Source organism: Ahniella affigens (assembly GCF_003015185.1).
Taxonomy (GTDB): Bacteria; Pseudomonadota; Gammaproteobacteria; order Xanthomonadales; family Ahniellaceae; genus Ahniella; species Ahniella affigens.
Map to the genome: position 1 here is coordinate 239,262 of NZ_CP027860.1, position 13,208 is coordinate 252,469.

The following is a 13,208-nucleotide window of genomic DNA, read 5'->3' on the forward strand; positions in this document are numbered from 1 at the left end:
CCATGCTTGCAGCAAGAACCGTGGCCTTTTGTGGGAGGACCTTCAGGGCCGAAGCAATCTTGGGGTAAGGTCCATTCGCGGCTAAAGCCGCTCCTACAAAAAACATCGCTCCTAACCCTGTTTGCGGCAAAATCCGTCGCTCTTTGTGGGAGGACCTTCAGGCCCGAATCAATCTCGCGACGGGACTGGTTCGAATGCAAAAGACCCCACCACAACATCAAACCGCGCGATAGTTGTCGACCGACTTGTAGCGCTTCGCATACAAGCCAAATATCGCCGCCGCAACCAACGCAAATCCAGCGAAGAAGAACATCAGGAACGCGGCTTCGCTCAAGCCGGTGTCTTTGACATGACCCAACACCGTCGGATTCTTGACGCTCGCGTTTGCCAACAGCACCCAGAGGTTCCCGATGGTCACCGACAAGTACCAGAACGCCATGATGACGCCCTTCATGCTCGATGGCGCCTGGCTGTACGCAAACTCCAGTCCGGTAGCCGAGACGAGCACTTCGGCGAATGTCAGGAGCGCATACGGCAGAACCTGCCAGGTCACCGACATCGGCGTGCCGCCATCGATTTCGAGTTGAATCAGGCCGGCGACGATCCAGGCCAAACCAGAGAACGCAATGCCAAAGCCCATCTTGCGGATCGCGGTGAGCTCAAACCCAAACTTGCGGAGCAGTGGATACAGCAGCAGGTTGTTCAGCGGAATCAGAATCATGACGAGCGCCGGATTCAGCGCCTGCATCTGCGCCGACTGGAACCATTCTGGCTTGACCATCAGATCGGCCTGCAAGACCCACGTGGACGCCTTTTGATCGAACAGCGACCAGAATGGCGTGATCAGTGCGAACACGATCAGCAGCCGAAGCACGGCGCGCACGCCTTCCACCGCTTCATCCGGATGCTTGGTGCGGGCGCGGTCGAGTTGCAGCGAGGTGCCGTAGCCGCCAAATGCAATGACCGCAACAATGGCGAGGCAAACTGCTGGTACAAAGTGCAACACCGGTGTCAGCGCGAGTGCTGCAATCGCGAGCGCAAAGCCAACATACGCGATGTAGGTGCCCAGATTGCTTGCACCGGGTGTGAACAAGGCGGTCCTCGCGACATTCAGGAATGAATGCGGATCGGCGGGCGCCGGTGCGACGTGTACGTAACGCTTCCGGCCCATCCAAAAGAATACGGTGGCAATGAACATCAGAATGCCGGGAATGCCGAACGCTAATTCCGGGCTATGGCTTTTTAGCGCGATGGGCATCAGCAACGACGCAAACAACGACCCGAAATTGATGATCCAATAGAACGCATCAAACGCGATCCGGGCCAGGTTCTTGTTCGATTGATCGAACTGATCGCCCATGAACGAGGCGACCAAGGGCTTGATACCCCCAGAGCCGAGTGCAATCAGAAACAGGCCCGTGTAGAAACCAATTCGATTGTCGACGAACAGCGCGAGCAGGCCCTGGCCGATGCAGTACAACAGCGAGAAGTACATGATCGTGCGGTACTTGCCGAGAATCCGGTCGGCAATGTAGCCGCCCAGAATCGGGAAGAAGTACACGCCGATGACAAAGGTATGGAAGACCTCTTTGGCGATGCCCGCGCGTTCCGCTTCGGGCGCATACAACAACAGTGAGCTCACCAGGAACGGTGTCAGGATGTTGCGCATGCCATAGAAACTGAATCGTTCGCATGCCTCGTTGGCAATGATGAACGGGATCTGGCGTGGCATCTGGCTGAGGTCAGCTTTGGCTTCGGACATGGTGTTCCTGGTTGATCGATACTTGGAAACAGAACGGCCCCGGCACGGCGGGCAGGTGAGGCGCCAATGCCGACGCCTTCACAATTCATACGCAAATGGATGTGTGCAGGCTGTGAGGACGCAAGCTTACCGCGGCCACTCACACTTCCTGACGCGCAAACCCATAGCCCAGGAGCCGCGCAAACATCCGCTCCTCATTGTCACCCGGATCGGCCAATCCCATGCGTTCAAGATATTTTTGATCGGCGCGATCACCGCTCAGATAGGCGCGTGCCAGCGTTTTCAGCTTGCCAGCGCTGGTGCCCGTCTCCGCTTTGAGGAACTTCAAAACTTTGGCGATCTTGAGTTCGTCGTCGGAGAGGTCGCTGCCAAACGGAAACGCATTGATGCGACCCGCCGCCCGGGCTGGCGCCAGAGCGTCGCGAAGGCGCTCCGGACGGTTTTGTTTCCAGGCATCGGGAATTACAAATCGACGCTCAACCTTACCGTTCTGGCGGGCTTCGCTCAGCAACACTTCCTGAAAGCGGCTATCGGTAATCGCGAGCATGCGCTTGATGCAATCGGAATCGGTTTGACCACGTAGATCAGCGGCGCCGTATTCAGTGATCACGATATCGCGCAGATGCCGCGGAATGGTCGCATGCCCGTATTGATACACAATGTTCGAGATCACCCGGCCGCCGCTCTCGCGCGTGGACCGCAGCAGCAGCACCGACCGACCATTCGGAATCGCATGCGCCATCGCAACGAAATTGTATTGCCCGCCAACGCCACTGACGACCTGCCCATCGGCGAGCCCATCGGACACGGCGGCGCCAAACACCGTTTGCATCATGCAGGTATTGAAGAACCGGGCATGGTGGCGCTGCGCGATGTCCAGTGCCTCGCGCCCGCCATACAATTGATTGATATGCGAGATGCGGGTCATGCAGAGGCCGCTGTAGTCCTCACCCTGGAGGCTCCCGAGCCAATCCTGCAGCGGCTTGCTGCCGAGCCAGAATCCGCCATGCAAATAACGACCATGGCGAAGCTGGCGCCCGAGCATATGCGCGCGCAGCGTGTCACGCGCGGATTGCTCATGCAGGTCAGCACTGCTCTCAGAACCATTCGGCCAATGCAGACGACCCTCATGCAAACGCACGCCTTCGTCGATCCAGCCAAAGTGCTGCAGCCGATCGAGGCTCGGGCGATCCACTTGCATGGTCAGGAATCCTGATTCGAGCAGGCGGTCCAGCGTGCTCGCATCGGCGGTCTCTTTGACGTGGTGGTCATTGAGCAATCGCTGCAACGCGAGGTCATCAAACACGCGACGTTTCAGAATGTCCCCACGACGCAGATGCATGAACCCATCCATGACCATCTCGCTCGCGCCGTACAGGCCGCGCTCGAAGCGGCCATGCTCCGGGCCCATACAGGCGGGCGCCAACGCGCTGATTTGCGCAGCGTGGGCGGCTGGGTCCTGATGGCGCCACAAGAGCGCATTGACAATCGCATCCGACAGGGCACCGATGCCAATTTGCAGCGTGCCACCGTCCTTGACCCAGGCCGACGCATGCAGGCCAATCGCGTGTTCCGACGGCAATACGGGTTCACGGGGCAGCGCAAACAGACGGTGCGCAGGTCCCGGCGTATCAAGCACCAGATCAGCGACGCTGGCATCGATCTCCGCATCGTTGCCGAGATACGGCAAATCTGGATGCACCACGAGCACGACCATGGGTCGTGGCTGACCTTGCGCTTGCATCAGATCCAAGAGATCTAACACCGTATCTGGGTTGCAGGACAGGCTCAGTTTGTCGCCGCGCCGCGCCACCAATTGCACGAGGAGATTTGGCTGCCGCGCCGCGACATCACGGGCGACATGCGTGTAGTTGATGCTCGCGTAATCACACTGCGCACCTTCGTTTCGGAGCCACGCGCCCGACTGCAGGTAGAACTCGGTGATTTCGATGTTGTCCGGCAGCGCGTTCTTGCGCCGGGCCACGACATAGTCGAGTTCGGGGTAGTCGGCGCCGAACTGCCGTTCCAGAAACGGTCCAAGGAAGCGTTGCTCCAAACCCGGTTTGGGCACCGGGCGCGCGAGCGACAGCGCCGTAAACAGGTGCAAGCGCCGTTCCGGGTGATCAGCCACCGCGCGATAGAGCGCGTTCAGCAACAAATTCGGCTTGCCGAGCCCGAGCGGCGAGGCAATGTTCAAGTGCGGGCCACAGCGCTCAAAGATGCGCGCGACCACGCGCTCCAAATCAGTTTCGACGTCGGCAATGCGGCTCATCATGCGGTTCCGGTAGACCAAGTACGCGCATGCTGAAGCAGAGTCCCAGTGGCTGCAAGTAGCGTCGTCAACGCCACGCCGACACCCGCGCGATTGATTCGCAACTGCGGGTGTGGGGCCGAGCCCGATATCAGCAATCGGTCAGTCGAATCGGAACTCCAGGCCGACGTAACCGCGTCGGGGCGCTGCCGGCTCGACGCCATCACTCCGGACCCGCGAGTAGTAGTCGCGATCAAGCAGGTTGCTAACGCCCGCGAGCAGCGACAGCTTCGGCAGCACTCGGTACTCGGCGCTCAGGTCGACCACGTGGTAGCGCGGGATCAGCGCATCAATGGTGAAGACGCCGGTCCCGGCACTTCGATTCGAATCCTGCCAGTAATGCTCATCTACAAAGCTGCCCGTCAGGCCGAGCTTGACGCGGTTCTGCCAGTGGTACTGCAACCCTAGCTTGGCGACGTAATCCGGAGCGTAGGCCGGCGTATTGCCGACCAGCGCTGCCGTTCGGCTTGCGGTGATTTCAGCATCGAGCAGTGCAATGCTGCCGAACAACGTGAGGCTGTTGTCAGCATCGCCGTGCAGGAAGTCGTATTCGGCTGCAAGCTCCAGGCCGCGGTGGCGGGCGTCGCCCGAGTTGACCCGAATCGTGTCGGTGGTGCCGGGTACCAGTTGGCTCTCCAGCTTGTCCTCAAAATCAATCTGGAACAGCGAGACATCAAAAAACAAGCCGGGTGTCGGCTGGCCACGCAGACCTGCCTCAAGGTTCAGCGCCGCGGCCACATCCGGGTCGTTGCTCAGCGCGAGTTCGGCAGTTGGGTTGCCCACATCGTCGTAGCGCATGGGGCGATACGCCTGGGACGCGTTCGCATAGAACTGCAATCCTTGCTCGTACCAATCCTTGGTCAGCCCGAGCCCAAACAGCGGCACCGTCTGGCTGAAGTCCTGATCGATCGCTGTACGCCTTAAACCCGGCGCCCGCACCGTCTCGTCGATCGCCAGGGTCAGCCGTTCCAGTCGAAATGCTGGAATCAGGCTCCACGTCGCAAAGCGATAGACGTTTTCGGCGAACACCGCGGCATAGCGCGTTTGCCGATCTTGCGCGAACCGGAGCACGTTGCCCTGCTCGGCGTTCAATGTCACGTTCGTGCGCTGCTCGCGAGGCGAATCGTCATGGAAGCCGGTGGCACCGAACGTCAAAGTGTGGTTGTCGCCCCAGTCCAGCGTACTCCGCAGATCAAGCCCGATGCTCGCAAACTGCTGACGATCGAAACTGGCCGTCAGGTTTGGAGTCAGATTACCCGGCAATAGCTGCGGGGTGCGGCGACTGAAGCGATCCTGGTCGGCATACCAGACCTTGCCATTGAAGCGGACGCGGTCGGTAAACTGCTGCTCAGTCGACAGGCTGATCTGCTGGCGCTCAATTTCCAGACGGTTGAAAGGTTGGGTCGTCACATTGTGGTTTTCGTCGTAGAACGAATTCGGCATCCGGCCGGCTTCGCCACTGTCCGACTGATAGCTGCCGACATCAAGGCGCCAACTGGCGACCGCGCTCTGCTGCCAGTTCAGGGTGGCGTTGAGGCCATCCACATCGCTGTCCTCGTTGGCGCGCACGCCATCGTACTGGCGGTGGTCCGCGGCTACGAGCCAACCCAGGCTGCCAGTGCCGCCACTGATCTGGTTGTACGTGGCATAGAGGCCATCCTCGCCGCCAACATGGCGAGACCGCAGCGCAAGATCCTGGTCGACCGCAGGGGTACGCATCTGGAAGTTCAGGCTCGGACCGACCTGCGGGCCATACAGCAATCCAGAGCCACCACGCACGAACGTCATCCGCTCAATGCGCTCCACCGCCGGGAGGTAGTAGACGGTCGGGTAGCCAAACCAGTCACTCGCAATGGGCACGCCGTTTTCGAAGAAGCTGACGAACTCCGACTCATGCGGATCGCCCAGTCCCCGGTAATTCAGATTGAAATGCCCGGGGATCTGTTGCTCGCTGAGAAGCAGACCGGGCAGCCGGATCAGCGCTTCGCGCAGCGCGTTGTTGACCACGGGCGCCTGCTCGTCGAGCCGAACTTCGGTCGACTTCTTGCCCGTCTGCACCAAGCCGTTCTCAATTTCTTTGGCAATCGCCGGAAAGCGCGGATCGGCCGGGGCTGCAGCGGAGACTTCCGTCGTATCCAGTTTGGTCGCGCCACGCGTGTTCCGGGTTTCGGCGGCCTGGAGGCATTGACTCAGCAAGGCCGCCACAATGGCCAAGCGAAGTGGGTGTTGGGTCATGGGCATGAGGCGCTTCTTGATTTGATTTGTTCGGAAGTATAATACGAAGCAATCGCATTAACTGGTGAACTAAGTGTCAACCACGCGAAAAATCTCAGGTAAGTCATTGAAACGTGATGATATGTCCCAGGACATCCTGGCACTTCGCTGACCAGGCAATGACTACGTATGCATCAATCGTCCCGAACTGCTAGCCTGTCAATCCCCTTTTCAGCGCACCCCCCCGCAAGGGCTCGGGTGAATCCCCCATGGCCTTGACGACCGCAGGAAGCAAACTGGCTTCTTTGAATGCTTGGGTCGAGTCAGTTGCAGCACTGACCGAACCGCAGCAAATCCACTGGTGCGACGGCAGCGATGCCGAGGACCAGGCTCTGAAAATCCTGATGGTGGAACGCGGCGATCTGATCCCGCTGAACGCCGACTCGCACCCGAATTGCTACCTGCACCGCTCGCATCCTTCCGATGTGGCGCGCGTGGAGCATCTAACGTTTGTCTGCCCGAGCGAGCAGGCCGATGCGGGTCCGAACAACCACTGGATGGCCCCAGCTGAGGCGCACGCGAAGATCGATGCACTGTTTGCCGGCTGCATGAAAGGCCGCACACTTTACGTGGTGCCTTACTGCATGGGTCCGATTGATTCGCCGATTGCCCGGTGTGGCGTCGAAATCACCGACTCGCCGTACGTCGTCGCCAACATGCGGTTGATGACCCGTATGGGCGCCGCCGCGCTGGCGCGCATCGAGCGCGAAGGCACGTTTGTCCGCGGTCTGCATTCGACGGGCGATCTCGATCCGAATCGCCGCTTCATCATGCACTTCCCAGAAGAGCTGATGATCAAGTCGATTGGCTCGGGCTACGGCGGCAATGCGTTGCTCGGCAAGAAGTGTCATGCGCTCCGCATTGGGTCGTACCAGGCCAAACGCGAAGGCTGGCTGGCCGAGCACATGCTGATTGTCGGCATCGAGAATCCAGCTGGCGAAACGCATTACATCGCAGCGGCGTTCCCGTCTGCCTGCGGTAAAACCAATCTGGCCATGCTGATTCCGCCTGAGGGCTACCGCAACCAAGGTTGGAAGGTCTGGACGGTTGGCGACGACATTTGCTGGATGCAGCAAAGCGAAGATGGTCAGCTGTGGGCCATCAATCCGGAAGCCGGCTATTTCGGCGTGGCGCCGGGCACCGGCCCGAAAACCAATCCGAACGCGCTCGCGATGTTGAACCGCGATGCGATCTTTACGAATGTGGGTCTGACGGCTGACAACAAACCGTGGTGGGAAGGCCTTGATGAAGGCCAGCCAGTGACCGATTGGCAGGGGCGGGCCTACGACCCGGCAAACGGTCCGGCTGCGCATCCGAACGCCCGCTTCACCGTTTCTGCCAAACAATGCCCAAGCTTCTCGCCGGTGGCCGAGCATGCTCAAGGCGTGCCGATTTCGGCGATTGTATTCGGCGGGCGCCGCGAGTCGCTCGTGCCCTTGGTGTTTGAAGCGCGCGACTGGCAGCATGGCGTGCTCGTCGGCGCAGCCATGGCCTCAGAAACAACCGCTGCGGCGACCGGTGCGGTCGGCGTGGTTCGGCGCGACTCGATGGCGATGAAGCCTTTCTGTGGTTACAACTTCGGCGACTATTTCAGCCATTGGCTGAGCTTCGACAAGCCCGGCGGCAAGCTGCCCAAGATCTTCCATGTCAACTGGTTCCGCAAAGGCGCGGCTGGCAAGTTTCTGTGGCCGGGTTTCGGTGACAACCTGCGCGTGCTGGAGTGGGTCATTGGCCGCTGCAAAGGCACGGCATCGGCTACGGCCACGCCGATCGGTCAATTGCCGGCGGCGTCCGACATCAATCTCAGTGGCTTGAATCTGAGTGCCGAGGCCATGGCTGTGCTGTTCAACGTCGATCCGGAAGGCTGGCATCGCGAGTTCGAAGCGATCAAGGCGTATCTCGGCGAGTACGGCAGCCATTGCCCACAGGCGCTGATCGACGAGGCCAATCTGATCGAAGCCGAACTCCAGGCGCTGGGTCAGGAACCGCTCCGCGCGACCGCGTGAGCGCAATGTTGCCGCAGCGCGGTCAAGGCGCTGCGGCCGGCGCCGCGCAACGTGATCAGACTTCGCGGTCCAGTCCGAATGCGTGGGCCAGCCACTGCGTCAGTTGCTGATAGCTCAGCGCGCCCGATTGGCGGGCGATCTCGCGGCCCTTGGCAAACAGAATGATCGTCGGAATGCTCTGAATGCGGAGCATCCCGGCGCTTTGGCGGTTGTTTTCGGTATCGAGCTTGGCAAAGCGAATCTGCGTCATGAAGTTCTGACTCGCCCGCTCAAACGTAGGCGCGAACGCTCGACAGGGCGCGCACCAGGCGGCCCAACAATCGACTAACACCGGCAGGTCGTTGCGACCCAGCACCGCTTGAATATTCTCGTCGGTCAGTGTCAACGGTGTTGGCGTCAACACCGTTTGGTGGCAGCGCCCGCAGACGGGGTTTTCGGCCAGTCGCGATTCTGGTGCACGGTTCGGCGCACCGCAGTGCGCACACGTGAGGACCAGATTGTTGTCGGCATCCATCTCAGAATCTCCCGGCTTGAAAGTCGTTGACCGCCTGCATCACTTCCTCACGCGTGTTCATGACAAACGGGCCGTAGTGCGCGATCGGCTCACGCAAGGGCTTGGCTGCGATCAGCAAGACTCGGCCAGCGTGTTCGTCGGTCCGGACTTTGACGTGTTCACCAGCGCCGAGCAACGCTGCCTGGCGCGCACTCAAGGTTTCGGGCTTGGCGTCGCCGACGATGGTCACGGAACCGCTGACCCCGACCATGAGTACGCGATGGCCGCTCGGCACCGGAAGGGACGTTTCGGCGTTTGCGGGCAGGTCGATGTCAAGATACAGCGGCGCCGTGGTGCGGTCTGGCACCGGCCCGCGCACGCCGGCGAGCTCGCCCGCAATGACGCGCACGTGGGCGCCGCCATGCGCGAGTTCGGGAATCGATGTGGCGTCAATGTCCTGGTACGTCGCCGGCAGCATCTTCTCGGCAGCAGGCAGGTTCAGCCAGAGCTGGTACCCCCACATCAGGCCGTTCTCCTGCTGGGGCATTTCCTCGTGCACGATGCCGCGCGCGGCAGTCATCCACTGCACGGCGCCCGGGCCAAGGTTGCCCTCGTTACCCTTGTTGTCACGATGGCGCATACGCCCAGCCATCATGTACGTGACCGTCTCGAAGCCGCGATGCGGATGTGGCGGAAACCCGGCAATGTAGTCCGATGCGGTATCCGATCGGAACTCGTCCAGCATGAGGAACGGGTCACTGGCGCCGGCATGGCGCGGGTCAATCAGGCGCGTCAGCTTGACGCCAGCGCCGTCTTCAGCGGGACGACCTTGAATGCGGGATTCGATACTGCGGTTCATGGGGGGCTCCTGTTCTTGGTCCGGCACGTCTTCGTCGGGCTCGATCAGCGCTGGTCGTTTTGGCCAACCGTTGCCGTATCGCGCGCCGTACGTACCCGGACCCGGTGTGGGTTGAATGCGTCTGCTGGCGCGAGTTCATACCCCGAGCGGCGTCCGGGGTGCGCTCCTGCCGGAGACTGATGCATACGAAATCAAATCTGGGCAGAACCGACGAATTCAATTCTGCCAGCCAGTCACCACGCTATGCTTGCGAACTTGCATGATTTGTTTGCAAAGGGACACGTGACATGCCGGTGATGTCGACAGCTGAGCTCTACCTGGTTGCCATGGTGGTAATCATGACGGTGCCATATCTCATCTGGCGGCTCGGTCGTACCGAGTACTTTGCGCCGTTAGTGGTTGTGCAGATTGTCACCGGGATTCTGCTTGGGCCGGGCATGCTCGGTGCGGCGTTTCCGGAGGTCTATCAGCAGGTCTTCAATCCGCAGGTCATCCAGGCCTTGAATGGGGTGGCCTGGTGGGCCGTGATGCTGTTTGTGTTCTTGTCTGGCATCGAGTTGGACCTCAGTCAAGCGTGGCAGAACCGGCGGGAGACGGGCATCACGGCAGGTTTCGCGTTGCTGACGCCCTTGTTGCTGGGCAGCCTGGCCGCTTGGCCGTTGCTGCTGACTCCAGGTTGGATCGGCCCGGCCGGGCAGAGCTGGCAGTTTGTCGCGGGTATTGGCATGGCGTGCGCTGTCACGGCATTGCCGATTCTGATCCTGCTGATGGAAAAACTCGATATTTTCCGAAAACCTTTAGGCCAGCGCGTGCTGCGCTATGCGAGTCTCGACGACGTGCTCATCTGGGGTGTGCTGGCGCTGATTCTGCTCGATTGGACGCGGGTCGCCCGACAGGGCATTTTTCTGCTGTCGTTTGCCGTCGCGGCGCTCGTGTTGCGGCGGATCATGCGCGCGATTCCGGAGCGCGATCGTCTTTACGTGGGGCTGATCTGGCTGGCCCTCTGCGGTCTCGGTGCCGATTGGTCGGGGCTGCATTTCATGGTGGGCGCGTTTCTCGCCGGCGTGGTCATTGATGCGAAGTGGTTCGATCAGGACAGCCTCGATCGTCTGCGCCATAACGTGCTGCTGGTGATCATGCCGGTGTTCTTCCTCAGTACCGGCCTCCGGACGAATTGGACCATGGGTGGCGCTGCGGTATTTCTCGCAGCAGGATTGCTGCTCGTGGCTTCGGTTGCGGGCAAGTTGCTCGGCGTGCACTTGGCCGGACGGATTCTCGGCTGGGCCAAAGGCGAGGCGAGCATCATCGGCTGGCTGCTGCAGACCAAGGCCTTGATCATGATCATTTTCGTCAACGTGCTGCTCGACAAGCAGATCATTACGGCCGAGATGTTCACCGCTTTGCTGCTGATGGCGGTGGCCAGCACCATGCTGACCGTTCCGACGGTAACGCCCATGATGCGGCGCGTAAAACTCTAATTGGCGGGCAGAAAAGCGCCCATCCCGGGCGCACGCAGCGCGCCAGTGTAGTCATTGGCCGCCAATGGCTACGGACGCGTTCCGGCCAGACCCGCGCGTCGAGACGTACCGGCGAGAACAAGTCATTTCGGGCCCAAAACCACGGATCCGGCCCGAGTGACTGAAGTTCACCGCTGCCCGTGTGGTCGGTTTGGCACACTTCCAGACTATGAACGCGCTGCCGCCCACATCTGCGAACACAGCGGATCCGCTACCTCCGGCGGAACTCGCCGCTTACGTTGAGCGCGTTCGGATCGACACCTTGTTCCGCTTCAACTGGTCTGGGCTCCTGGTCACTGCGACGATGGGGCCGGTGGTGGCTTGGCGCCTCGGAATTCCGAATGATGCGACCAACTTCTGGATCTGGGCTGGGGTGATGATGGCGACCGCGCTGGCGCGCGTCTGGCTCGGCCTGACGTATCAGCGCCAACCGAACCGATTCAGCGATCGCACCTGGCATGGGGTTGTCGTCGTGACGGCGCTGGTAGTGGGCTCGGTCTGGGGCAGTCTTGTCACCCCAATCTTCGTACTGAACCTGGAAACGCAGATGCTTGCCGCGGCGCTGCTGATGGCGGTGGTCGGCGTTGGGATGATCAGTTTCATGGTCTCGACCGCTGCGTTCATCGCGTTCTCGTTGCCCATCATGATTGCGCTGCTCTGGTCGGCCATGTTGCATCGAAGTAGCGTGACATTTGATGTCTGTCTGCTCGTCAGTTTCTTTCTGCTCATCATGGTCGCGAGCAGCATCCGGTTGCGGCAACAGTTCGAGGAAAACACCCGGGCCCGCTTCAAGGAAACCTTGCTGCGCGAGCAGGCCGCTCAGGCCAGCAATGCCAAGTCACGCTTTCTCGCGGCGATGAGCCACGAGCTTCGCACACCCCTGAACGGCATGATGGGCATGGCCGAAATTCTGGCGCAGGCAGACTTGCCCGAAGCGGCTGCCCGGCATGTCAGTGCGCTCCGGACGGCGGGACAGGGTCTGACCGGGCTGGTAAACGATGTGCTCGATTTCGCGAGTCTCGATGCACATTCGCTTAGGGCCGATCCGGGCGTCTTCGAGCTGCGCCCGCTGCTTTCTGACATTGCGCTTCCTTGGCAGCGTGAAGCCGAAAGGCTACACCTTGGCTTTGCGTTGATCCTGGCGCCCAACCTGCCTTCGCATGTGCACACCGACGCGCGCCGACTGAGCCAGATCCTGATGCATCTGCTCAGCAATGCCTTGAAGTTCACCCGCACCGGGCAGATCACGTTGCGCGCCGAGACCGATGCCGAACGGCGCGGCCTCATCATCGATGTGGCCGATACTGGCTGCGGCATTGCAGCTGAGCAGCAACTTCGGATTTTTCAGCCATTTTCAGTGACGGACGCCGACGTGCCGGCCGACCGCCGCGGGCTGGGCCTTGGTCTCAGCATTTGTCGACATTTGGCCGGATTGCTCGGTGCCAGCCTGGATCTGGACAGCACCCCCGGCGAGGGCAGCACGTTCCGTCTCCGTATTCCGGATTGCGCCGCCAAGGCGCCCCCCAAAGCGCCGCGCGGCGACGAGCCGGATTGGCCCGGGATCAGCGTGTTGGTGGTCGACGACAACGAACTGAATCGCGACGTCGCGCGCCTCTACCTGGAAACACTCGGGGTCTCGGTTCGGCTGGCCGAACATGGTCAAGCGGCACTCGCTGCCTGCGCCGAGTCGTTGCCTCACTTGATTCTGATGGATTGCGAAATGCCCGTTATGGATGGGCTAAAGGCCACTCGCGCGTTGCGCGCTCAAGGTTTGTCGTTACCAATCTTGGCGTTGACCGCCCACGCGCTGCCTGGCAACCATCAAGCATGTCTGGAGGCCGGCATGGACGGCGTGCTGACCAAGCCGCTGGACGTTGCCAGCTTGCGCGCACGTTTGACCGACGTGTTGGCCGCTCGCCTCGGTGGCGATTGAACTGTCGCGTTGCGATGGTTGGTCAAGCTTCTGGGAATTGATCGGCTCGGCCG

At 60.8% G+C, this 13,208-nt stretch carries 8 protein-coding genes; 3 read left to right on the forward strand and 5 right to left on the reverse strand.

The genetic code is table 11. From position 1 onward, the window contains the following. Positions 1 to 217 precede the first annotated feature (217 nt). The 3 genes from C7S18_RS00865 to C7S18_RS00875 all read right to left on the reverse strand — a co-directional run bounded on the left by C7S18_RS00865 (position 218) and on the right by C7S18_RS00875 (position 6,314). The gene (locus C7S18_RS00865; protein WP_206207952.1) at positions 218 to 1,762 is read right to left on the reverse strand and encodes a POT-type proton-dependent oligopeptide transporter; all 1,545 of its coding nucleotides are present in this window, start codon (positions 1,760 to 1,762) and stop codon (positions 218 to 220) included. Positions 1,763 to 1,901: 139 nt separating this feature from the next. After that, positions 1,902 to 4,037 carry an acetyl-CoA hydrolase/transferase C-terminal domain-containing protein gene (locus C7S18_RS00870; protein WP_106889766.1) on the reverse strand — a complete coding sequence of 712 codons (2,136 nt, stop codon included), beginning with the start codon at positions 4,035 to 4,037 and terminating at the stop codon, positions 1,902 to 1,904. Positions 4,038 to 4,175: 138 nt separating this feature from the next. After that, on the reverse strand, positions 4,176 to 6,314 hold the full coding sequence (locus C7S18_RS00875; RefSeq protein WP_106889767.1) for a TonB-dependent receptor family protein: 2,139 nt from the start codon (positions 6,312 to 6,314) through the stop codon (positions 4,176 to 4,178). Positions 6,315 to 6,556: 242 nt separating this feature from the next. Here C7S18_RS00875 and C7S18_RS00880 point away from each other — a divergent pair, with 242 nt between their 5' ends. After that, complete coding sequence (locus C7S18_RS00880) at positions 6,557 to 8,353, forward strand: phosphoenolpyruvate carboxykinase (GTP) (protein ID WP_106889768.1); 1,797 nt, start codon at positions 6,557 to 6,559, stop codon at positions 8,351 to 8,353. A 55-nt stretch (positions 8,354 to 8,408) separates the two neighbouring features. Here the strand turns inward: C7S18_RS00880 and trxC are convergent, their stop codons facing one another. Together trxC and C7S18_RS00890 are read right to left on the reverse strand one after the other, a co-directional pair. Continuing rightward, positions 8,409 to 8,867, reverse strand: a complete 459-nt coding sequence (gene trxC / locus C7S18_RS00885) for a thioredoxin TrxC (protein WP_106889769.1) — start codon at positions 8,865 to 8,867, stop codon at positions 8,409 to 8,411. A gap of 1 nt (position 8,868) precedes the next feature. Further along, entirely contained in the window at positions 8,869 to 9,705 is an 837-nt protein-coding gene (locus tag C7S18_RS00890; protein WP_106893865.1) for a pirin family protein, read from the reverse strand. A 287-nt stretch (positions 9,706 to 9,992) separates the two neighbouring features. Here C7S18_RS00890 and C7S18_RS00895 point away from each other — a divergent pair, with 287 nt between their 5' ends. Together C7S18_RS00895 and C7S18_RS00900 are read left to right on the forward strand one after the other, a co-directional pair. Beyond that, positions 9,993 to 11,183: a cation:proton antiporter gene (locus C7S18_RS00895; RefSeq protein WP_206207953.1), complete on the forward strand. Its 1,191-nt coding sequence runs from the start codon at positions 9,993 to 9,995 to the stop codon at positions 11,181 to 11,183. 208 nt (positions 11,184 to 11,391) lie between these two features. Further along, positions 11,392 to 13,155: a response regulator gene (locus C7S18_RS00900; RefSeq protein WP_106889770.1), complete on the forward strand. Its 1,764-nt coding sequence runs from the start codon at positions 11,392 to 11,394 to the stop codon at positions 13,153 to 13,155. Positions 13,156 to 13,208: the final 53 nt, after the last annotated feature.

Coding starts and splice junctions, on each gene's coding strand:
- C7S18_RS00900 (WP_106889770.1), top strand. CDS start 11,392: ATGAACGCGCTGCCGCCCACATCTGCGAACACAGCGGATCCGCTACCT.
- C7S18_RS00880 (WP_106889768.1), top strand. CDS start 6,557: ATGGCCTTGACGACCGCAGGAAGCAAACTGGCTTCTTTGAATGCTTGG.
- C7S18_RS00875 (WP_106889767.1), bottom strand. CDS start 6,314: ATGCCCATGACCCAACACCCACTTCGCTTGGCCATTGTGGCGGCCTTG.
- C7S18_RS00870 (WP_106889766.1), bottom strand. CDS start 4,037: ATGATGAGCCGCATTGCCGACGTCGAAACTGATTTGGAGCGCGTGGTC.
- C7S18_RS00895 (WP_206207953.1), top strand. CDS start 9,993: ATGCCGGTGATGTCGACAGCTGAGCTCTACCTGGTTGCCATGGTGGTA.
- C7S18_RS00890 (WP_106893865.1), bottom strand. CDS start 9,705: ATGAACCGCAGTATCGAATCCCGCATTCAAGGTCGTCCCGCTGAAGAC.
- trxC (WP_106889769.1), bottom strand. CDS start 8,867: ATGGATGCCGACAACAATCTGGTCCTCACGTGTGCGCACTGCGGTGCG.
- C7S18_RS00865 (WP_206207952.1), bottom strand. CDS start 1,762: ATGTCCGAAGCCAAAGCTGACCTCAGCCAGATGCCACGCCAGATCCCG.